This window comes from Agromyces sp. NBRC 114283 (genome assembly GCF_030268405.1).
Lineage (GTDB): Bacteria > Actinomycetota > Actinomycetes > Actinomycetales > Microbacteriaceae > Agromyces > Agromyces mediolanus.
On the sequence record NZ_BSQP01000001.1, the window covers coordinates 3247339 to 3267861 of the forward strand.

Consider the following 20523-nt stretch of genomic DNA (forward strand, 5'->3'; position numbering starts at 1 on the left):
GCATCGAGCCCATGACCGTCGTGACCGTGCGCTACTTCGCGGCCGCCGCCGACGCCGCGGGTCGCGAGGAGGAACGCCTGGAGCTCGGCGAGGCCACCGTCGGCGCGCTCCGCGAGCTGCTCGCCGAGCGCTACGGCGAGCCCATGCGGCGCGTCCTCCGCAACGGTTCCTTCCTCGTCGACGGCACGGTGCGCCGCGACCCGGCCACGCCCATCGGGGCCGCGGTCGACCTCCTGCCGCCGTTCGCCGGCGGCTGAGCGCACGGGCTCCCGCCGGCACAGGCTCTCCCAGGCATCCGCCGTTTAGGCTGAACGCATGCGCAGCTACGCCGAACACCGTCGTGCGGTCACCGAGCTGCTCGCCCCGCTCGAGTCCCGGCTCGACGCCGAGGACGCGAGCCTCTCCGGGGGCGACGCGCTCGGTCGCGTGCTCGCCGCCGACGTCGTCTGCCCGATCGAGCTGCCCGGCTTCGACAACTCGCAGATGGACGGCTACGCCCTCCGCGCCGCCGAGCTCGCCGGCGCCGCCCCGGACTCCCCCGTGCGGCTCCCGATCGGGCCGACGAGCGCCGCGGGCGACCACGTCTTCGAGCTCGCCCCCGGCACCGCCTCGCCCGTGATGACGGGCGCGCCGATCCCCCACGGCGCGGACGCGGTCGTGCCCATCGAGGCGGCCGATCCGCCCGCGTTCATCGGCATCTCGGGCGCGCGCCACGACTCACCCGTGCAGGAGACCGTCGGCTTCGCCGCTCCCGTCGAGCCCGGCGCCTTCGTCCGCCGGGCGGGCAGCGACATCGCCGCGGGCGCGCTCCTGCTCGCCGCCGGCACCCGGCTCGGTCCGGCGCAGCTCGGTGCGCTCGCGGCCGCGGGCGTGACGACGTTCCCGGTGCGGCGGCGGCTCCGCGTGCTGCTCGTCTCGACCGGGCACGAGCTGCGGCCCCCCGCGGCCGAGCTCCGGCCCGGGCAGATCCACGACGCCAACTCGGCGATGCTCGGCGCCGCCCTGCGCGGCTGCGGCGCCGAGGTGGTCGAAGCGGTCTCCCCGGACGACGCGGCGTCCCTGCGCCAGGCCATCGCCGCCGCGGCGGACCGCGTCGACCTCGTGGTCACGAGCGGCGGCGTGAGCGAGGGCGCCTTCGAGGTCGTGCGCGAGGCGCTCGCCCCGCTCGGCGTCGCCTTCGAGAAGGTCGCGATCCAGCCCGGCGGGCCGCAGGGCCTCGGACTGGCGCGCTTCGACGACGGCGCGGCCCTCCCGGTCGTCGCGTTCCCGGGCAACCCGGTGAGCGCGCTCGTCTCCTTCGAGCTCTTCCTGCGCCCCGTGCTGCGCCGACTCGAGGGGCTCGCCCCCGACCGGCACCGGGCCACCCTCCCGCTCGCCCACGAGGTGGTGTCGCCGCTCGGCAAGCACCAGGTGCGCCGCGGCGTCCTCGACGGCGACGGCGCCGTCGAGGTCGGCGCGCCGAGCTCCCACCTGCTGCACGCCTACGCTCAGGCGACCGTGCTCGTGCACCTGCCCGTCGGCGTCGATCGGCTCCCGGCCGGCGCCCCCGTCGACATCTGGAGGATCGATGACTGACGAGTCCGCGACCGGCCTCACCCACCTGCGCGCTGACGGCTCGGCGCACATGGTGGACGTGACCGACAAGGCCGTCACCCGGCGCACGGCGAGCGCCCAGGCGGTGCTCGTCACCCGCGAGGACGTCGTCGCCCGCGTCGCCGACGGCACCCTGCCGAAGGGCGAGGCGCTCGGCACCGCGCGCATCGCCGGCATCATGGCGGCGAAGCAGACTTCGAGCCTCATCCCGCTGTGCCACCCGCTGCCCCTCACGAAGCTCGCCGTCGACTTCGAACCGGCCGGCGACCGCGTGCGCGTCGTCGCGACGGCGACGACGAACGGCGTGACCGGCGTCGAGATGGAGGCCCTCACGGCCGCGAGCGTCGCGGCGCTCACGCTCTACGACATGATCAAGGCCGTCGACCACGAGGCCGTCATCACCGACGTCTGCGTGCTCGCCAAGTCGGGCGGCAAGCGCGGCGAGTGGAACCGCGCGTGAGCGCGGGCACTCGGCACGGCGCGCACGCGGTCGTCATCGTCTCGTCCACCAGGGCCGCGGCCGGCGTGTACGAGGACCGCACCGGCCCCGTGATCGCCGACTGGCTGCGCGAACGCGGCTTCGCCGTCGAGGGCCCGATCGTCGTCGCCGACGGCCCCGACTTCGCGATCGCCCTCGACACGGCGCTCGCGACGAGCCCGGCCCTCGTCGTCTCCACCGGCGGCACGGGCATCGCCCCGGGCGACACCGTGCCCGAGGCGACCGCCGCCGTGCTCGACCGCGAGCTGACCGGCTTCGCCGAGGAGCTCCGCCGCCGCGGCGCCGCCACCACTCCGACGGCGCTGCTCAGCCGCGGCCGCACGGGCGTCGCCGCCGGGGCGCTCGTGGTGAATCTGCCCGGCTCATCGGGCGGCGTGCGCGACGGGCTCGAACTCCTCGACGAGGTGCTCGACCACGTGCTCGACCAGCTCGCCGGCGGCGATCACCCCGCCTGAGCTGTCGGGGCGGTGCCGGCCGAGGCATCCCGCCGTCGGTGCCAGCGCTGCCGCTCCTCCTCGAGCGGGCGGGCGAGGATCGCCCACACCACGAGCGCGACCCCGACGCCGACGAGCGCGCCCGCGATCGTGTCGGTGAGCCAGTGCACGCCGAGGTAGGTACGGGTGAACGCCATCAGGAGCGTGTACGCGACGCCGAGCGCCCAGACCCACACCCGCGGCGCGATGATGCCGACGACCACGGCGATCGTCGCGGCGTTCGCCACATGCCCCGAGGGGAATGAACCGAAGTCGCTCGTGACCAGCATGTCCTCGGGGCGGGCCCGGCCGAAGAGGTGCTTCAGCAGCTGCACGACGCCCGCGCTCGCGGCCGAGGCGAGGATGAAGAAGGCAGCTCCCCAGGGGCGGCGGCAGAGCAGCAGCACGATCGCGCCGCCGAGGGGCACGACGAAGACCCCGATCGCCCCGCCGCCGAGGCGGTTCATGGTGAACGCGACGGCGTCGCCGAACGCGCCGCGCAGCTCGATCACCTCGCCGGCCCAGCCTTCGTCGAGACCGATGACCCCGTTGCGCACCGCGATCAGGCCGCCGAGCAGCAGCGCCACGAAGAGCACGCCGACGCCCGCCGCGACGATGACCCGCCGGTGCAGGCGGCGGGCGGCCGGGGCATCCGCACCGTCCGCCGTGGTGGTCGGATCCGCCGGCGCGGGCGTTCCGGGGTCGCTCGACTCGTCGTGGGCCATGCGCCCACGCTAGCCGCCCGGGCTCAGTCGCCGAGCGGCGGCACGCTGCGGGGGCGCACGAGCGCCCACAGCGCGACGATCGCGACCAGGGCCGCCGCGGTCATCACGATCGCCATCGGCACGGCGCTGCCGACGCCCATCAGGCCGATGAGCGGGGAGATGAGTCCGGCGAGGCCGAAGTTCAGCGCGCCGAGCAGCGAGGCCGCCGTGCCCGCCTCGTTGCCGTGGGAGGCGAGCGCGAGGATCTGCACCGCCGGGAACGAGAAGCCGCAGGCCATGATGAACAGGAACAGCGGCACGATCGTGCCCCAGAGGCCGGCGCCGGTGCGGTCGAGCACCGCGATGGCGATGGCCGAGCCGAGCAGCACGAGCGTCGTCACCGCGAGGATCCACTGCGGCTGCACCCGGCCGCGCATGAGCCGCGAGCTCGTCTGCACGCCGATGATGATGCCGACCGAGTTCACCCCGAAGAGCAGCCCGTACTGCTGCGCTGTGAAGCCGTGCACCTCCTGGAACAGGAACGACGACGTCGAGAGGTAGCCGAACAGACCCGTGAACACCATGCCGCCGACGAGCGCCGCGCCGAGGTACACCCGGTCGCGGAACAGGGCGCGGTAGCGCTCGCGCATCGTCGAGTGCCCGGCGGCGTGCCGGCGCTGCTTCGGCAGCGTCTCGACGATGAGGAAGGAGACGCAGACCACGACGACGACCCCGTACGCCGCGAGCGCCCAGAAGACGCCGCGCCAGTCCATCACCTGCAGCAGCTGCGAGCCGATGACGGGCGCGAGCACCGGGGCGAGCCCGTTCACGAGCGCGAGGCGCGAGAGCATGCGCACGAGCGGCTTGCCGCCGAAGAGGTCGCGGACCATGGCCATCGCGACGACGCCGCCGGCCGCCGCCCCGAAGCCCTGCAGCAGGCGGAAGACCGCGAGCCAGGTGATGTCGGGCGCGAACGCGGCGCCGAGCGAGGCCGCGATGTGCAGCAGCGTCGAGAGGATGAGCGGCAGCCGCCGGCCGACCTTGTCGCTCCACGGCCCGACGATGAGCTGTCCGAAGCCGAAGCCGATCATCGTGCCCGTGAGGGTCAGCTGCACGGCGGCCGCGCCGACGCCGAGCTCGGACTGCAGCACGGGGAACGCGGGCAGGTAGAGGTCGACGGTGAACGGCCCGAGCGCGGTGAGCGCGCCGAGCACGAGCACGTAGACGAGCCGCTGGCGGCGGCTGAGCCGATCGCCGGGGTGCGCGCTGACGGCCGAGACCGAGCCGGTGTCGTCGGGGCGGATGATCGGGATGGAAGCGGTGGACATGGGCTCCTTGGGCGGATGCGGCGGCGAGGCGCGGGCGGCGGTGGATCGGCGGTGCTGGCCGGGCGGGTCGGGCGGGCCCGCCTGGGTCGGGTCCGGCGTGCCGGATCCAGGCTCGAATCGCGCACGGGTCGAGCGCCCGTGGCCGGGCCGCCGATGGCGGCCGCGGTATCGAATCGATTCGAGGAAATCCATGGTAGCGCATCGAGCGGCGGGCCGGGCGGGCGCTCAGGCGGGGTGGGTAGGGTGGCGGGCGTGTCGAGTGACTTCCGCGCCTTCCCCGCCGACCCCGCCACCGCCGCCCGTCTCGGCGGCCTCGGCCTCGACTACCGCGTGCTCTCCCCCGACGATCGCGAGGCGCTCGCCGCCTGGTCGGCGGCCGAGCACCGCGGCTTCCATCACCCCCGCCCGACGCCCGAGACCCTCGAGCGCGAGGGCGCGCTGCTGCAGGAACGCCGGGTGCAGGGCGTCTACGACCCCGCGCTCGACGACGCTACGCCCGTCGCGACGGTCGCGAGCTGGCCGACCGGTCTCAGCGTCCCCGGCGGTCGCAGCGTCGACGGCTGGGCCGTCGCGGCCGTGACGGTCGCCCCGACCCACCGGCGCCGCGGCATCGCCAGGGCGATGATGGAGGCCGAGCTCGCGAACGCCGTCACCGCGGGCGCCGCCGTCGCGATGCTCACCGCCACCGAGGCGACGCTCTACGGCCGCTACGGCTACGCGCCCGCCGCGCGCGCGGCGACCCTCGAGATCGACCGGCGTCGGGTCGAGTGGGCAGGCGCCGAGGCGTCGGGCCGGGTGCGCTTCGTGACGGATGCCGCAGCCTTCCGCCGCACCGCCGGACAGATCGTGCGCCGCCAGGTCGCCCGCACGCCCGGCGAGATCGACCGCTGGCCGGCGCTCGTCGACCGAGTGCTCGGGCTCGAGGACCCCGCCGGCGAGGCGGCCAGAGCGACGCGCGTCGCCCGCTACGACGACGAGCGCGGCCAGGCGCAGGGCTTCGTCTCGTACCGCATCACCCGCGACGGGATGGGCGCGGGCGTCCTCGAGTTCGACTTCCTGGCCGCCGCGAGCGACGACGCCGAGGCGGCGCTGTGGCGCTTCCTGCTCGAGCAGGACTTCGTGTCCACCGTGCGCGCCCGCCTCCGCTCCGTCGACGAGCCGCTGCGCTGGCTGCTCGCCGACCAGCGGGCGATCACGACGACCGTCGGCGATCACCTCTGGCTGCGCATCCTCGACCCCGTCGCCGCGCTCGAGGCGCGCCGCTACGAGGGCCCGGGCTCGCTCGTGCTCGAGCTCGACGACTCGCTGGGTCACGCGGCCGGCCGCTACGCGCTCGAGGTCTCCGCGCGCGGGGTCGCGGAGGTGCAGCGCCTCGACGGCGGGGCGGATGCCTCCTCCGCGAGCCGCGCGACGGCCGCCCCGACCCGCCGATCGAAGCCCGCGCACGGTCTCCGGCTCGGCGTCGACGCGCTCGCCGCCATGTACCTCGGCGACGCCAGGGCGAGCCTGCTGGCCCGTGCCGGCCGGGTCGAGGAGACCGGCCCCGGCTCGCTCGCGGTCGCCGACCGCCTGTTCGCGACGAACCGCGCGCCGCGGCTCAGCATCTGGTTCTGAGGCCGCCCCACGAGGAACGCCGCCGAGCAGCTCGCTCGCGCCGCCGACTGCTCGCCCGACGCAGCGCGATGACGATCGGGATCAGCACTGCGACGCCCGGGAAGACGACCGCGCCGAAGGCGAGCACGCTGCCGATCGGGAAGCGGCTCGCGCCGCCCGCCCCGAGCCCGAGACCGCCGCTGCCGAACGCGTCGCCCGCGACGAGCACCTCGGCGTCGTAGGTGTCGAGCGCGTCGCGGCAGGAGACCGTGTGAACGCCCGCCCGCTCGGCCGTGAACTGCAGCACCTGGGCGAAGCCGGGCTTCGGCGTCATCCACCAGAGCGTGTCGTCCCAGTCGAGCGAGGGGCCGGAGCGCAGCGTGAGCTCCCCGCCACCTGGTCCCGACGCACGGCACTCGACGGTGCCGAGGTTCGCGGCGATCCCGCTCGCCCACACGCCGGCGCGCTCGCCCGCGGAGAGCTGCACCGCGATCGGTTCGCCGAGCCGGTGCGGCTCGGCTGCGGCGACGGACTGCACGACCGGGGCGACCCACAACCACCAGATCAGCCCCGCCGCGATCGCGCACACGGCGGCCGTCGCGCACGCCACCTGGTCGCGATGGCGCAGCGCCGCAGCCGCGGCATCCGTCCCCGCCGGCGAGACGTCCGGCCGGCCCCGGCTCAGCGGGCGTCCTGGCGGGGGAAGACGACCTTCTCGAGGATGATGATGATCGACGCCGCGACCGGGATCGCGACGAGGGCGCCCAGCACACCGCCGAGCGTGCCGCCCGCGACCGCCGCGATGACGACGAGGGCGCCGGGCACCGCGACCGCCTTGTTCATGATGCGCGGGCTGATGACGTACGCCTCGACCTGCATGTACACGAGGTAGTAGATCGCCGCGGCGAGCGCCGTCACGGGCGAGGCCGCGAACGACACGAGCGAGATGATCACCGCGCCCGTGAGCGTGCCGATGAGGGGCACGAGCGAGCAGAGGAAGGCGACGAAGGCGAGCAGGATCGGCGCCGGCGCCCCGATGATCGTGAGGTAGATCAGGCTGAGCACGCCGTTCACGGCGCCGAGGGTGACCTGGCCGATGACGTAGCGGCCGACGGCGCCGGTGATGTCGCCGGCGACGTCGAGGTAGCCGCGGCGCGAGCTGGCCGGCACGAATCGGGCCGAGGCGCGCTTCATCGAGCGCAGCGAGGCGAGGAAGTAGAGGGTGAGGATGAGCACGATCGTCGCGCCCGTGAAGCCGCCCGCGATGCCCGCGCCCACCGCGAGAAGGCCGCCGCCGAGCGAGCCGATGTGCGCGGGATCGCTCAGCCAGTCGCCGATGGCCTGAATGGCCTGGTCGATCGAGTCGCCGCCCGTGAGCCCGTTGATCCAGCTCACGAGCTGGCTCTCGCGCACGGCGACGACGATGCGGTCCCAGTCGTTGACGATGCGGGTGCTCTCGGTGATGACGATCGGCACGATCGTCGCGATCAGGCCGACGAAGAGCCCGATCACGACGGCGAACACGATGAGGATGGCGGCCCAGCGGGGCAGGCCCCGCCGCTGCATCCAGCTGACCACCGGGTCCAGGCCGAGCGCCAGGAAGAGCGCGAGCGCCACATAGAGGATGACGGTCGAGAGCTGGCCGACGATGCCGCCGAGCGCGAGCGCGACGAGCACGCCCAGGGTCGCGGTGAAGCCGATCCGGAACGCGTTGACGCGGAACGACGGCAGTTCGACGACGTCGGGCTTGCTCGTGGCGTCGCGCACGGTGGCCTCGGCCTTCGCCGGGCCGGAGGCCGATCGGGACTTCGACGGAATCCGCATGATCCGACCGTAACCCCCGCCTGTGACGCAGCGGAAGGTCCCCCACGGCGAGTTGACAGGCCGGATCTCGTGTGCTCGGAATGAACGGGCGGCGGCCGCGTTGACCTCAAGTGGGAAGACGCGCCCATGGGCGACGCGCGCCCGCCGGAAGGAGCACCGTGACCGCAGAGACCGCCGTCGGATTCCGTTCCGAGCGAGGGCCGGTGCTCATCGCGCTCATGCTCGCGACGGGGCTCATCGCCATCGACTCGACGATCCTCGCGACGGCGGTGCCGTCGATCGTGCGCGACCTCGGCGGCTTCGCGCAATTCCCGTGGCTGTTCTCCGTCTACCTGCTCGCCCAGGCCGTCTCGGTGCCGGTGTACGCGAAGCTCGCCGACACGGTCGGGCGCAAGCCGATCATGCTCGTCGGCATCGGGCTGTTCCTCCTCGGCTCGGTGCTGTGCGGCTTCGCCTGGGACATGACCTCGCTCATCGTCTTCCGCGCGGTGCAGGGCCTCGGCGCGGGCGCGGTGATGCCGGTCTCGATCACGATCACCGGCGACATCTACACCGTGCGCGAGCGGGCCAGGGTGCAGGGCTACATCGCGAGCGTCTGGGCGGTGTCCTCGGTGATCGGGCCGACGCTCGGCGGCCTGTTCGCGGGGTACCTCGACTGGCGCTGGATCTTCTTCATCAACATCCCGCTGTGTGTCATCGCCGCCGTGGTGCTGTGGCGCCGCTACCACGAGTCGCTCGGCCGCGAGAAGCACACGATCGACGTGAGCGGTTCGATCGTGCTCACCCTCGGGCTCACGCTGCTCATCCTCGCGGTGCTCGAGGGCGGCCAGGCCTGGTCGTGGCTGTCCTGGCAGTCGCTCGGCGCGTTCGGCGTCGGCGCGGCGCTCATCGTGGCGTTCGTGTTCATCGAGCTGCGGGCCAAGGAGCCCGTGCTGCCGCTCTGGGTGTTCTCCCGCCGGCTCATCGTCACGACCTCGCTGATCTCGCTCGGCGTCGGCGCCGTGCTCATCGGGCTGACCTCCTACGTGCCGACGTTCCTCGAGGTGTCGGCGGGGTCGAGCCCGCTCGTCGCCGGCCTCGCAGTCGCGGCGCTCACGCTCGGCTGGCCGATCTCGGCGTCGCAGTCGGGGCGGCTGTACCTGCGGCTCGGCTTCCGCACCACGGCGCTCATCGGCCTCGCGATCGCGATCGCCGGCTCGGCGGCGCTCATCGCGGCGTCCTTCGTGCCGAACCCGTGGACGGCGGCCCTCGCCTGCTTCATCGTCGGCCTCGGCCTCGGCCTCGTCGCCTCGCCGACGCTCATCGCGGCGCAGTCCTCCGTGCCGTGGTCGGAGCGCGGCGTGGTCACGGGCGCGAACATGTTCCTCCGCTCGGTCGGCAGCGCGGTCGGCGTCGCCGTCTTCGGCGCGGTCGCGAACGGCGTGATCGAGCGGTCAGGGCTCGGCGACCACTCCCCCGTGGCGATGCAGGGGGCCGCGACCGCGGTGTTCGTCGCGGTGATCGTCGCCGCGGCGGCGACGATCGTCGCGGCGCTGGTGATGCCGCAGGCGCGCGTGGAGGACGTGGAGCTCGCCCCGAGCGAGCCCTCCGCCGCCGGCTGAGGCGCGAGGCGGCGCGCGGCTCGCGCTGCGCGGGCGTGGGCGCGACTACGCCCGCAGCTCGGGCAGGCGGATGCCGAAGCGCTCGCGCAGCGCGAGCCGCGCGGCGTACCAGCCGTTCATGCCGTGCACCGCGGGCCCCGGCGGCGTCGACGCCGAGCAGAGGTAGACGCCCTCGACGGGGGTGCGCCAGGGCGTGCGCGAGACGACCGGGCGCTTCACGAGCTGCGCGAGCGTCGTCGCCCCGCCGCCCAGGTCGCCGCCGACGAGGTTCGCGTTGCCGCGTTCGAGCTCGACCGCGGAGCTCGCGGTGGAGGCGAGCACGAGATCCCGGAACCCCGGCGCGAAGCGCTCCACCTCCGCGGTGATGAGCTCGCTCGCGTCGAAGGTCGAACCGGCCGGCACATGCGTGTAGGCCCAGAGCACGTGCTTGCCGGCGGGCGCGCGGCTCGCATCGAGCACGCTCGGCTGGGTCACGAGGACGAACGGATGCTTCGGCGCCCCGTCGGTGCCCGGCTGCCGCCCGGCCGCGACGGCGTTCTCGGCGGCGGCGATCTCGCTGCGGGTGCCGCCGAGGTGCACGGTCGGGGCGAGCCCGACCTCCGCGCTCGCCCAGGGCACGGGCCCGTCGAGGGCGAAGTCGACCTTCGCGACGCCGCTGCCCGGGCGGAACCGGTCGAGCGCCCGCGCGTAGCGGCGCGGCAGCTGCGCGGTGCGGAGCAGCGCCGGGCCGGTGTCGAGCAGCACGGCGCGGCTGCCGCGCACCTCGGCGAGCTCGCGCACCCGGACCCCGGTCTCGATCCGCCCGCCGAGGCGGCGGAGTTCCGCGGCGAGCGCGTCGGCGATGCGCTGCGCCCCGCCCGCGGGGAAGCCCCAGCCGGCCGCGTGCCCGTGCGCGGCGAGCAGCAGACCGGCGCCCGCCGAGGCGAGGTTCGGCAGCCGGCCGGCGGCGTGCGCGATGACCCCGGTGAACAGGGCCGACGCGACGGCGCCCGTGAAGCGCGAGCTCCAGAGGCTCGTGCCCTGGTCGACGGCCCGCGCACCGAAGCGGAGGGCGGCGACGGGGTCCCTGGGCACCCGAAGCAGCTGCGATCCGGTGAAGTCGACGACGCCCTCGATGCGGGAGACGAGCGGACCGACGAGGCGGCGCCAGTCGCCGCCGTCGGCGCCGAGCCCCGCGACGGCGCGCTCGAGGTCCCGCCAGGCGAGCCCCGCCCCGCCGCCCGGCATCGGGTGCGCGTAGGAGAGTTCGGGCACGATCCAGCGCAGGCCGCGCGCGGCCCCGGCCTCGCCGAGCAGCCCGAGCTCGCGCAGCACCGGCGAGGCGAGCGCGGCGGGATGCACCGCGGAGCCGACGTCGTGGCGGAACCCCGGCAGGGTGAGCTCGGCGGTGCGCGTCGCGCCGCCGATGGTGTCCTCGGCCTCGAGCACGAGCACGTCGAGCCCCGCCCGCGCGGCCACGACGGCGGCCACGAGCCCGTTCGGCCCGCTGCCGACGACGGTGACGTCGCTCATCTCAGAACGCCGCGAGGTACTGCCAGGGCAGCCCGGTCATGACGAGGCGGTGCCGCGGACCGTCGAGGCCCGCGCCGTGCTCGGCGCCGTCGGCGGCGAGGTACGCGGCATCCTCCTGCCAGAGGATCGTCGTGCCGGCCTCGTCGAAGCGCCCGGCGAAGCGGTGCAGCTCGCGCTGCCGGAACCTCGCGAGGGCGGCGTCGACCGAGGCCTCGGCGGCGAGCCCGTGCAGGGTCACCCAGGTCGGCGGCCAGAGCGTCATCGCGCCGGCGGCGTGCCGCTCGAGCGCCTCGGCCGGGCGGATCCAGGCCACGGCGACGAGCTCGTCCGGGGCGGGGCGCAGCTCGCCGTCGGGCATGCGGGCGGCGAAGAAGGTGGTGACGAGCCGCTTCTGCGCGATCATCGGCGGCACCCAGTGCGAGAACGCGACGAGCTCGGCGGGGTCGACGTCGATGCCGATCTCCTCCCGGGTCTCGCGGACGGCGGCGCGGCGCGCGCTCTCGACGTCGTCGATGGCCTGCCCGTGGGCATCGCCCGGGTCGACGGCGCCGCCGGGGAACACCCAGGCGCCGCGGAACGAGCCGCGATCGTGCGGGCGCTCGGCGAGGAGCACCTCGAGGCCGAGCTCGCCGTCGCGCAGCAGCACGACGGTCGCGGCGGCGCCGAGAGCGGGCGGCGCCGGGGCCGGCGGTGCCGCGGCCGGCGGTGCCGCGGCCGGTGGGACGGCGGCAGCAGGCGGTGCTTCGGGCGGAGCGGTGCTGGCCGGCACCTGCTCGTTCAGGGCGTCCATGTCGACAGCCTATGCCCGCACGCCGCGCGGGTACACTGCCTGCGTGAGCGAGCGGAACGGGACCGAGGGCGTGCGGGCGAGCGACGAAGCGACCATCGTGCTCGCGCCGAACCCCGGGCCGATGACCCTCGACGGCACCAACTCCTACGTGCTGCGCGCGCCGGGATCGCCGAGCGCGGTGGTCGTCGATCCCGGCCCCGACGACCCGGCGCACCTGGCCCGGCTCGCGGCGGCGGGCCCCGTCGAGCTCGTGCTCATCACCCACCACCACGCCGATCACGTCGCCGGTGCCCTGGGTTTCGCCGAGCTCGTCGGCGCGCCGATGCGGGCGTTCGACCCGGCTTTCTGCGCCGGGGCGGGGCCGCTCGTCGACGGCGAGACGATCCTGGCGGCGGGGCTCGCGCTCGAGGTGCTGCACACGCCGGGCCACACCGCCGACTCCGCCTGCTTCCTGGTCCGCGGCGAGGCCGGACCCGCCGTGCTCACGGGCGACACGATCCTCGGCCGCGGCACGTCGATCATCGCCGATCCCGACGGCGCGCTCGGCCCCTATCTCGACTCACTCGAGCGGCTGCGCTCGCTCGCGAGGGCGGCGGATGCCCCGGTGCCGGCGCTGCCGGCGCACGGTCAGGTGCTCCCGGACCTCGTGGCGATCTGCGACGCGTACCTCGCGCACCGCGCCGAGCGGCTCGACCAGGTGCGGGCGGCCCTCGCCGCGCTCGGCGCCGACGCCTCCGCGGAGGCGGTCACCGACGTCGTCTACCGCGACACGGATGCCTCGGTCCGCCAGGCGGCCGAGGCATCCGTCCGTGCGCAGCTCGCGTACCTCCGCGGCGAGCGGGGCTGAACCGCTTACTTGACGAGGGCGAAGCCCGCCGTCCAGGAGATGCGCTCCTGCACCGCGAGCGTGAGCTGGAGGAAGCCGACCGCCTCGAGCTCGCGGGCCCGGCCGAGGCTGCCCGCGTCGACGGCCTCGAGGCCGCCGGCGCGCACGAGCTCGGCGAGGGCGGCCTTCGCCGACTCGTCGTCGCCTGCGATGAGCACTGTCGTGGGCACGGCGCCACCGACGGTCTTCGAGGCGAGGGTGGCGGCGAAGTTCGTGTTGAACGCCTTCAGCACCTTCGAGTCGGGCAGGGCGGCGGCGAGCTCGGCCGCCGCGGAGCCGTCGGCGGGCACGACGAGGCGGTCGAAGGTCGAGAAGTCGAGGGGGTTCGTGAGGTCGACCACGATCTTGCCGGCGAGGGCGTCGCGGTGGCGCTCGACGATCTCGGCGAGCGAGGGGTACGGCACGGCGAGCACGACGATCTCGCCCGTGATGGCGGTCGCCTCGCGGCCGACCACCTCGACCGAGTTGCCGCCCGCGGCGACGATCGCGCCGATCGCACTGCCCATGTTGCCGCTGCCGATGATGCTGACCGTGGTCATTGCCGTTCCTTCCGGGCGCCGCTCGGACGCCATTAGTTGTTCTAACAACCAACACCCTACGCTCATTCAGTTGTTGCGTCAACTATTGCGGTAGACTGGCCCCATGACCGACCCGACCCCCTGGCTCTCGCCCGAGGAATCCGCCGCCTGGGTGCGCCTCGTCGCGGTCGCCGAGCTCCTGCCGACCGCGCTCGACGCGCAGCTCGGCGCCGACGTCGGGCTCACCCACTTCGAGTACGTCGCGCTCATGTCGCTCGCCGGCGCCCCCGAGCGCACCATGCGCATGACGGCGCTCGCCGCGCTCACGAACGCGACACTCCCCCGGCTCTCGCACGTCATGCGCCGCCTCGAGGCGCGCGAGCTCGTGCGCCGCTTCCCCTGCCCCGAAGACCGTCGCGCGACGAACGCCACGATCACCGAGGCGGGTCTCGCACTGCTCGAGCAGGCCGCCCCCGGCCACGTGCGCACCGTGCGCGCGAACGTGCTCGACGCGCTCACTCCCACCCAGCTCGAGCAGCTCTACGAGATCGCCGGCGCCGTGCTCGGCCGGCTCGACCCCGAGGAGCGGCTGAACGCCACCTCGTGCCAGTTCAGCGAGGGCCCGCGCACCCGCATCGCGTAGCCGCGGGCGCCGCGCCGGACCCGGGACGACGACGCCCGCCCCGGGACGGATCACCGGGACGGGCGGTTCGTGGCGGTGCGGGCGGATCGGCGCTCAGCGCACCTCGTAGGTGAGGCAGTCGGCGTCATCGGCACCGGCGCCGATGCGGACGGCCGGGGCGCTGCACTCGAGCTGCTCGTTGTGGACGCACTCCGCGCGCTGGCAGGCGCCGACGTGCGTGACGACCTTGTCGAGCCCGCCCTTCGCGCTCAGCGGGATGAAGGTCGCGCACTCGGCGTCGCCGACCGAGCCGCCGATGGTGACGGCCGCCGCGTGGCAGTGCGAGTGATCGTTGTAGGAGCAGCCGGCCACCGAACACTCGGTGACGCGGGGCAGTTCGTCGAGGGTCATGCTCATGTCGGCCTCCGGTCGTCTCGTTGCGGGCGATGCTACTCCGGCGGCGGCGGTCCCGCCACGCATTGCGCGGTGTTTTTCCGCAGATCAGGCCAGATTTCTTGATTAGGATTGCCTCACCTTTCCCGCCGCGCGAGGATGGGGGCATGGATGCCGCCGCCGCGCTCGACGAGATCGCCCTGCTGCTCGAACGGGAGCTGGCGAACCCGTTCAAGGCGAAGGCGTTCCGCCGGGCCTCGGCCGCGATCGCCGGGCTCGACGCCGAGGAGCTCGCCCGCCGCATCGCCGACGGCTCCCTGCGCCGCACGAAGGGCATCGGCGACACGAGCTACACGGTGATCGCCGAGGCCGCCGAGGGGCGGGTGCCGGACTACCTCGCCGAGCTGCGCGCCAAGCTCGGCGGCGGCGAGGCGGAGAGCGCGCTGCGCCGCGAGCTCCGCGGCGACCTGCACAGCCACACCGACTGGTCCGACGGCACCACGAGCCTGCCCGTGATGGCCGCCGCGGCCCGCGACGCGGGGCTCGAGTACCTCGTCGTCACCGATCACTCCCCCAGCCTCCGCGTAGCGAACGGGCTGAGCGCCGAGCGCCTCGAGACGCAGCTCGACCTCGTCGAGGCCCTCGACACGGGGCACGGGGAGGGTGACGGCGGCCTCGGCATCCGCCTCGTCCCGGGCATCGAGGTCGACATCCTCACCGGCGGCGAGCTCGATCAGCGCGACGAGCTGCTCGCGCGGCTCGGCATCGTCGTCGGCAGCGTGCACTCGAAGCTGCGGATGCCCGCCGAGGAGATGACCCCGCGGATGCTCCGCGCCATCGCGCATCCGCGGCTCAACGTGCTCGGCCATTGCACGGGTCGACTCGTGCGCGGCTCGCGCGGCACCCGGCCGCAGTCCGAGTTCGACGCGCACGCCGTCTTCGCCGCCTGCGCCGAGCACGGTGTCGCCGTCGAGATCAACTCCCGCCCGGAGCGGGAGGACCCGCCGGACGAGCTCATCGCGCTCGCGCTCGACGCCGGCTGCCTGTTCTCGATCGACAGCGACGCGCACGCGCCGGGGCACTTCGCGTTCCTCGGGCTCGGGGCCGCGCGCGCGGAGCGGGCCGGCGTGCCCGCCGAGCGGATCGTGAACACCTGGCCGCTCGAGCGCCTGCTCGACTGGGCGCACCGCGGCACCTGAGCCGCGCGCTCAGGCGGGCGGCTGCTCCGGGTCGAGGCTCTCCAGCTGGTCCTCCTCGACGGCGTTGTCGGCCTCGAGCTCGTCGAGCTCCTCGCCCTCGTGCGGCTCGAGCTCCTGGGCTTCCGTGTCGCGGGGGGCATCCGTGTCGCGCGCGTCGCGCGGATCATCCGTTCGATTCATGCTGCCAGCGTGCCGGGCGCGTCGGCCCACGGCAACGGGGTTGACGGAGGGCACGGCGCGGCCCCCTGGTCAAGCGCGAGCCTCAGGAGCAGAATGGCGGCAACGACCCCGGGGAGGAACCATGACGATCGAAGCGGTGCTCTGGACGGTGCTCGGACTCATCGCGCTGGTGGGCGGCGTGCTGCTGCTCAGCGCGCTCTGGTCGCTCGTGAAGGCGAAGGACTGACCCGCCCGCCCGCGGCGGTCGACCCGCGGGCCGACCGCGCCGCGTCAGAGGAGGGCGTCGGCGATCGGCGTCGAGCCGCGGTTGAATCGGATGGTGCGGCCGATCGTCGCCGGCTGTGCGAGTGTCTCCGCGATGACGGCGGCGACATCGGCCCGGTCGACGGCGCCGCTCCGCCCGGCCGTCGTGTCGATCAGCCCCGTGCCCGGGCCGTTCTCGAGCGTGCTCGGCCCGAGGATCGTCCACGCCAGCTCGCTTGCCGCGAGCTCCCGGTCGGCGGCCGCCTTCGCAGCCGCGTAGTGCCGGAACGGGCTCGTGTCGGGCTCGACCCGGTCGGGCGAGCCGAAGTACGACACCATCACGTAGCGGCGCACGCCGGCCTGCTCCGCGGCGCGCATCGAGCGGATCGCGGCATCGCGGTCGACCGCGTAGGTGCGCTCCGGATTGCCGCCACCGGCGCCGGCCGACCAGACGACGGCGTCGTGCCCGGCGATGAGTTCGGCGAGCCCGTCGACGTCGAGCTGCTCGATGTCGGCCAGCACGGCGTTCGCCCCCGCGGCGCGCACCGCCTCGGCGTGCTCGGGGTTGCGGATCACCGCGTCGACCTCGTCGCCGCGATCGGCGAGCAGCCGCTCGGTGAGGAGGGCGACCTTGCCGTGGCCGCCGATGATCAGGATGCGGGTCATGTCGGCTCCCTTCCGCCGTCCACGCTAGCGCGCGACCCTGAACGGAGGACCGGATGCCGGTGACGAGCGCCGGGCTGCTGCTGCACCGCGAGCGGGGCGATGGGCTCGAGGTCTTCCTCGGCCACATGGGCGGCCCGTTCTGGGCCAAGAAGGACGCCGCGGCGTGGTCGATCCCGAAGGGCGAACTCGACGCGGGCGAGGAGCCGCTCGCCGCCGCCCGACGGGAGTTCGCCGAGGAGATCGGCGTCGATCCGCCGGGCGGCGAGGTCATGGACCTCGGCCCCGTCCGCTACGCCTCGGGCAAGACGGTGCACGTCTTCGCCCTCGCCGCCCCGGACTTCGAGGTCGACGCGGTCGTCAGCGAGACGTTCGAGCTGGAGTGGCCGCCGCACTCGGGCCGGACGGTCGCCTTCCCCGAGGTGGACCGCGCCGAGTGGATGCCGCTCGGTCGCGCCGCCGAGCGGCTCGTCGTCGGGCAACGACCGGCGCTGTCCGCGCTCGTGGCCCGGCTCGGCGGCGGGGTGGAGGACGGCGGCAGCTGAGCCGCGGAACATGGCGTCACACGCCGGCGGCGCTGCGTATCCTGACGGAGCGCCCGCGCGGCGCGAGCCACGAGAGGACCGCATGACCCAGCCCCGAGCAGCCGCGACCGACGTCCGAGCCGAGACGGTGGCGGTGACCGCCGGACGCCCGGCCCACGAGCCGGACGAACCGCTGAACACCCCGCTGCACCTCGCCTCCACCTACGTCGCCGGCGGGGCCCTCGAGTACGGCCGCTACGGCAACCCGAGTTGGGCGGCCTTCGAGGAGGCGCTCGGAGCGCTCGAGGGCGGGCGGGCGACGAGCTTCGCCTCGGGGATCGCCGCCGTCGACGCCGTGCTCGAGCTCGTGCCGACCGGCGGTCTCGTCGTCGCGCCGCGGCACTCCTACACGGGCACCGTGCTGCAGCTCGACGCCCGGGTCGAGTCCGGGCGCATCCGCGTCGCGTACGTCGACGTCACCGACACGGCCGCCGTGGCGGCCGCTTGCGAGGGCGCCGCGCTGCTCTGGTTCGAGTCGCCGACGAACCCCGCGCTGGAGCTCGGCGACGTGCCGGCGCTCGTCGCGGGCGCGCACGCGCACGGCGCGCTCGTCGCGATCGACAACACCTTCGCGACGCCGCTGCGTCAGCGTCCGATCGCCGACGGCGCCGACCTCGTCGTGCACTCCGCGACGAAGTACCTCTCCGGGCACAGCGACGTCATCATGGGCGCGGTCGTCACGAACGACGACGCGCTCGCCCAGCGGCTCGTCGACCGCCGCTCGCTCGGCGGGGCCATCCCCTCGGCCTTCGAGGCCTTCCTCGCGCTGCGGGGCCTGCGCACCCTGCACGTGCGCCTCGACCGGGCCGAGCGCAACGCGCGCGACCTCGTCGAGCGGCTCGCCGGCCACCCCGCCCTCGAGGAGGTGCGCTATCCGGGCTTCGGCGCGGTGATCTCGCTCGTCGTGGCGGGCGGCGCCGAGGGCGCCGACCGCTTCGTCGCCGCGGCCGGCCTGTGGGTGCACGCGACAAGCCTCGGGGGCGTCGAATCGACGCTCGAGCGCCGGCGCCGCTGGGCGCCGGAGGCCGACACGATCCCGGCCGGGCTCGTGCGCCTCTCGGTCGGCATCGAGCACGTCGACGACCTCGCCGCCGACCTGCTGCAGGCCCTCGACGCCGCCCGCTGAGGCTCAGGCGGGCGAGACGCCCTCGTAGAGCAGGATCGGCAGCGCGCCGAGGGGGAAGGACCTCGCCCGCACCCGGCGCACCTCCTCCGCGAGGAAGCCGGCGTCCGCGATCGCCCGCTCGGTGTCCCGGTCGAGGTGGCAGCCGTGGCACCAGCGCGCCGAGCACGGCGTCGCGAGCCGCTGCACCGCGCGCTTCGCCGTGCCCTGCGGCGCCCCGACGTGCTCGGCGACGACGAGTCGGCCGCCCGGCACGAGCACCCGGCGCAGCTCCGCGAGCGCGACCGCCGGATCCGGCACCGTACAGAAGACGTAGCTCGCGATGACGGCGTCGAAGGCGCCGTCGGGCACCGGGATCCGCTCGGCCGACGCGGCGAGCGGCGGCTGCTCGTGCCCCCACTCGCGCGCCCGGATAGCGAGCTCGGTGCGCCGCTCCGCATCGGGTTCGAGGCCGGTCCAGACGACGTCGAGCGCGAGCGCGCCGAAGTTCTCGCCCTCGCCCGCACCGATCTCGAGCACCCGGCCGTGCACCCGGCCGAACCACGCGCGCTCGAGCTCGTCGAGGGCATCGTCGTCGACGAGGGGCGGGCGTTCCTGCTGCGGCACCCGGCCATGCGACCACGCCGGGTCCGCCGCGTCAAGCCCGCCGCCCGGCACGCCGTCAGACGCCGATCGTGAGCGCGGCGGTGTAGCCCTGCGCGACGGATCCCGACATCGAGGCGATCTGGTGGATGCCGCCGTCGTCGCCGAAGACGTTGTCGCTCGCAAGACTCACGGCGGCGGCGTTGCGCACGCTCTGCTCGTAGCCGCTCGTGGCGTACACCGCGTCGTTCGACTCGGGCGGCAGCGCGATCTGCGAGGTCTTCACGATCGGTCCGGAGGCGACGGCGTTCGCCACGTCGGCGTAGACCTCGAAGTGGATGTGCGGCCAGCGGCCGGAGTAGCACGCGGGGTAGATCGAGGTGAAGCGCACGGTGCCCGTGTCGTCGGTGGCCTGCACTCCGCGGAGGTAGTTCTCGTGCTCCAGGCCGGCGGAGTAGAGCGAGTAGCCGCCGGAGCGGTCGCAGTGCCAGAGGTAGACGCCGGCCCCGACGAGGGCGGCCCCGCTCGCCGCGTCGCGCACGGTGAGCGCGATCTGCAGCGGCACGCCCTCGGCGGTCGTCGTCGAGGCCCCGAAGCTCTGCCGGAGGTCGCTGCGGACGATCCCCGAGTCGTCGAGGACGTTCACGCCGTTCGAGCCGTCGGCGGGGTACGGGCCGCCCGTCTCGTCCGGCACCTCGCCGAGCCCGCTCGCGTCGCTCGCCGTCGGCGTGCTCGACGCGCTCGGCGCACCCGCTCCCGAGCTGCTCGAGGCGCTCGCGGTGCCGGACTCCCCCGGCCCGGCGCACGCCGCGAGGAGCGAGGTGAGGCCGATGCCGCCGAAGATGCCGAGCGCGCGGCGCCGATCGACGAGCGTGCGGATGTCGTAGACGAGTCCGCGGTGGTCCTCGTCGATCGGCTCGCCGTTCGCGTCGAGCCACCTGGGATCGGTCTCGCCCGGCTGTCGGGACGTGGTGCGCTGCGTCATTCCGTCAGCATCCTCGTGCCGCCTTTGCGGCCGCTCTGGGTCCGCTGTGCGCCGGCTCTGCACGAGGCATCCGCCCGCATCACATCGCGCGCGTGCCGTCCGAGAGCATCGGCGAGATGAAGCCGATGAGATTGCGGTCCGGGTCGAGGATCGTGGCGGTGCGGCCGACGCCCGCCATGTCCTCCGGCGGCAGCGCGTCGCTGCCGCCGAGGCCGAGCGCGCGGCGGTACGTCTCGTCGACGTCGTCGACGGCGACCACGATGTTGCAGCCGTTGACGGGCGCGCCCACCTCGGGCGGCGGCCCCTGACGCTGGGTGAGGCCGCCGTTGATGCCGTGCCCGGCCGCGCCGTCGGTGTTGCCGATCGCCCCCTCGCCGGTGTCAATCATCCAGTACGGGAAGTCGCCGAACTGGGTGAACCGCCAGCCGAACAGCTCGGAGTAGAAGTCGACGAGCCGCTGCGGCTCGCTCGCGTGGATCTCGAAGTGCACGACGAGGTCGGCCATGGTCTCCCCTTCACCGTGCGCCCGTCTCGGGCGCGTCGCGTCGGCCGACCGGGCGGACGGCCGCGGCTCACGCTACGCCGCCGGCGTCGTCGCCTCCACCCCCGTCCCGCCTAGGCTGGAACC

Annotated in this window: 24 protein-coding genes; 11 read left to right on the plus strand and 13 right to left on the minus strand. The window is 74.6% G+C overall.

Annotated elements, in window-relative coordinates; all coding sequences use genetic code 11:
- Positions 1–11 precede the first annotated feature (11 nt).
- The 4 genes from QSJ60_RS15540 to QSJ60_RS15555 are packed head-to-tail and all read left to right on the plus strand — an operon-like array spanning position 12 to position 2547.
- Positions 12–257, plus strand: coding sequence for a MoaD/ThiS family protein (locus QSJ60_RS15540; protein WP_189085883.1), 246 nt, complete (start codon positions 12–14; stop codon positions 255–257).
- Between the two features lie 58 nt (positions 258–315).
- The gene (locus tag QSJ60_RS15545) at positions 316–1575 is read left to right on the plus strand and encodes a molybdopterin molybdotransferase MoeA (protein WP_285464313.1); all 1260 of its coding nucleotides are present in this window, start codon (positions 316–318) and stop codon (positions 1573–1575) included.
- On the plus strand, positions 1568–2053 hold the full coding sequence (gene moaC / locus QSJ60_RS15550; RefSeq protein WP_189085881.1) for a cyclic pyranopterin monophosphate synthase MoaC: 486 nt from the start codon (positions 1568–1570) through the stop codon (positions 2051–2053). Before QSJ60_RS15545 ends, moaC begins: the two co-directional genes overlap by 8 nt.
- Positions 2050–2547, plus strand: coding sequence for a MogA/MoaB family molybdenum cofactor biosynthesis protein (locus tag QSJ60_RS15555; protein WP_285464318.1), 498 nt, complete (start codon positions 2050–2052; stop codon positions 2545–2547). Before moaC ends, QSJ60_RS15555 begins: the two co-directional genes overlap by 4 nt.
- Here QSJ60_RS15555 and QSJ60_RS15560 read toward each other — a convergent pair.
- Both QSJ60_RS15560 and QSJ60_RS15565 read right to left on the minus strand, forming a co-directional pair.
- On the minus strand, positions 2535–3290 hold the full coding sequence (locus tag QSJ60_RS15560; protein ID WP_285464320.1) for a phosphatase PAP2 family protein: 756 nt from the start codon (positions 3288–3290) through the stop codon (positions 2535–2537). The genes QSJ60_RS15555 and QSJ60_RS15560 overlap by 13 nt on opposite strands.
- 23 nt (positions 3291–3313) lie before the next feature.
- Positions 3314–4597 carry a multidrug effflux MFS transporter gene (locus tag QSJ60_RS15565; RefSeq protein ID WP_285464322.1) on the minus strand — a complete coding sequence of 428 codons (1284 nt, stop codon included), beginning with the start codon at positions 4595–4597 and terminating at the stop codon, positions 3314–3316.
- 252 nt (positions 4598–4849) lie between these two features.
- Between QSJ60_RS15565 and QSJ60_RS15570 the strand changes: the two genes are divergently transcribed.
- Positions 4850–6211, plus strand: coding sequence for a GNAT family N-acetyltransferase (locus QSJ60_RS15570; protein WP_285464323.1), 1362 nt, complete (start codon positions 4850–4852; stop codon positions 6209–6211).
- On the opposite strand, the gene QSJ60_RS15575 is transcribed toward QSJ60_RS15570, so the two are convergent.
- Positions 6195–6800 carry a hypothetical protein gene (locus tag QSJ60_RS15575; RefSeq protein WP_285464325.1) on the minus strand — a complete coding sequence of 202 codons (606 nt, stop codon included), beginning with the start codon at positions 6798–6800 and terminating at the stop codon, positions 6195–6197. The two genes, QSJ60_RS15570 and QSJ60_RS15575, sit on opposite strands and share 17 nt — an antisense overlap.
- A 71-nt stretch (positions 6801–6871) precedes the next feature.
- Positions 6872–8014 (minus strand): AI-2E family transporter, encoded by a 1143-nt coding sequence (locus QSJ60_RS15580; protein ID WP_189085875.1) that lies wholly within the window; start codon positions 8012–8014, stop codon positions 6872–6874.
- A 158-nt stretch (positions 8015–8172) separates the two neighbouring features.
- On the opposite strand from QSJ60_RS15580, the gene QSJ60_RS15585 reads away from it, so the two are divergent.
- Entirely contained in the window at positions 8173–9615 is a 1443-nt protein-coding gene (locus tag QSJ60_RS15585; RefSeq protein ID WP_502871394.1) for an MDR family MFS transporter, read from the plus strand.
- A gap of 45 nt (positions 9616–9660) precedes the next feature.
- On the opposite strand, the gene QSJ60_RS15590 is transcribed toward QSJ60_RS15585, so the two are convergent.
- Both QSJ60_RS15590 and QSJ60_RS15595 read right to left on the minus strand, forming a co-directional pair.
- On the minus strand, positions 9661–11127 hold the full coding sequence (locus tag QSJ60_RS15590) for a phytoene desaturase family protein (RefSeq protein WP_285464327.1): 1467 nt from the start codon (positions 11125–11127) through the stop codon (positions 9661–9663).
- Position 11128: 1 nt separating this feature from the next.
- Complete coding sequence (locus tag QSJ60_RS15595; protein WP_285464329.1) at positions 11129–11917, minus strand: NUDIX hydrolase; 789 nt, start codon at positions 11915–11917, stop codon at positions 11129–11131.
- Positions 11918–11960: 43 nt separating this feature from the next.
- Between QSJ60_RS15595 and QSJ60_RS15600 the strand changes: the two genes are divergently transcribed.
- Positions 11961–12764 (plus strand): MBL fold metallo-hydrolase, encoded by an 804-nt coding sequence (locus QSJ60_RS15600; protein WP_502871395.1) that lies wholly within the window; start codon positions 11961–11963, stop codon positions 12762–12764.
- Positions 12765–12769: 5 nt separating this feature from the next.
- Here QSJ60_RS15600 and QSJ60_RS15605 read toward each other — a convergent pair whose 3' ends face one another.
- Entirely contained in the window at positions 12770–13342 is a 573-nt protein-coding gene (locus QSJ60_RS15605) for an NADPH-dependent F420 reductase (RefSeq protein WP_285464331.1), read from the minus strand.
- Positions 13343–13445: 103 nt separating this feature from the next.
- Between QSJ60_RS15605 and QSJ60_RS15610 the strand changes: the two genes are divergently transcribed.
- Positions 13446–13964, plus strand: coding sequence for a MarR family winged helix-turn-helix transcriptional regulator (locus QSJ60_RS15610; protein ID WP_285464332.1), 519 nt, complete (start codon positions 13446–13448; stop codon positions 13962–13964).
- Between the two features lie 93 nt (positions 13965–14057).
- Here the strand turns inward: QSJ60_RS15610 and QSJ60_RS15615 are convergent, their stop codons facing one another.
- Entirely contained in the window at positions 14058–14360 is a 303-nt protein-coding gene (locus QSJ60_RS15615) for a DUF1540 domain-containing protein (RefSeq protein ID WP_189085869.1), read from the minus strand.
- A 143-nt stretch (positions 14361–14503) separates the two neighbouring features.
- Between QSJ60_RS15615 and QSJ60_RS15620 the strand changes: the two genes are divergently transcribed.
- Positions 14504–15535, plus strand: a complete 1032-nt coding sequence (locus QSJ60_RS15620) for a PHP domain-containing protein (protein WP_285464334.1) — start codon at positions 14504–14506, stop codon at positions 15533–15535.
- Between the two features lie 9 nt (positions 15536–15544).
- Here the strand turns inward: QSJ60_RS15620 and QSJ60_RS15625 are convergent, their stop codons facing one another.
- A complete protein-coding gene (locus QSJ60_RS15625) occupies positions 15545–15715 on the minus strand; it encodes a hypothetical protein (protein WP_285464335.1) in 171 nt (56 codons plus the stop codon).
- A gap of 270 nt (positions 15716–15985) precedes the next feature.
- The gene (locus tag QSJ60_RS15630; RefSeq protein ID WP_285464337.1) at positions 15986–16624 is read right to left on the minus strand and encodes an SDR family oxidoreductase; all 639 of its coding nucleotides are present in this window, start codon (positions 16622–16624) and stop codon (positions 15986–15988) included.
- Between the two features lie 53 nt (positions 16625–16677).
- Between QSJ60_RS15630 and QSJ60_RS15635 the strand changes: the two genes are divergently transcribed.
- Together QSJ60_RS15635 and QSJ60_RS15640 are read left to right on the plus strand one after the other, a co-directional pair.
- The gene (locus QSJ60_RS15635; RefSeq protein WP_285464339.1) at positions 16678–17166 is read left to right on the plus strand and encodes an NUDIX hydrolase; all 489 of its coding nucleotides are present in this window, start codon (positions 16678–16680) and stop codon (positions 17164–17166) included.
- 82 nt (positions 17167–17248) lie between these two features.
- Positions 17249–18331 carry a trans-sulfuration enzyme family protein gene (locus QSJ60_RS15640; RefSeq protein WP_285464341.1) on the plus strand — a complete coding sequence of 361 codons (1083 nt, stop codon included), beginning with the start codon at positions 17249–17251 and terminating at the stop codon, positions 18329–18331.
- 3 nt (positions 18332–18334) lie between these two features.
- On the opposite strand, the gene QSJ60_RS15645 is transcribed toward QSJ60_RS15640, so the two are convergent.
- The 3 genes from QSJ60_RS15645 to QSJ60_RS15655 all read right to left on the minus strand — a co-directional run bounded on the left by QSJ60_RS15645 (position 18335) and on the right by QSJ60_RS15655 (position 20400).
- Positions 18335–18934 (minus strand): class I SAM-dependent methyltransferase, encoded by a 600-nt coding sequence (locus tag QSJ60_RS15645; protein ID WP_285464343.1) that lies wholly within the window; start codon positions 18932–18934, stop codon positions 18335–18337.
- Positions 18935–18989: 55 nt separating this feature from the next.
- Complete coding sequence (locus QSJ60_RS15650) at positions 18990–19895, minus strand: intradiol ring-cleavage dioxygenase (RefSeq protein WP_285464345.1); 906 nt, start codon at positions 19893–19895, stop codon at positions 18990–18992.
- Between the two features lie 79 nt (positions 19896–19974).
- On the minus strand, positions 19975–20400 hold the full coding sequence (locus QSJ60_RS15655) for a VOC family protein (RefSeq protein ID WP_189085861.1): 426 nt from the start codon (positions 20398–20400) through the stop codon (positions 19975–19977).
- Positions 20401–20523 lie beyond the last annotated feature (123 nt).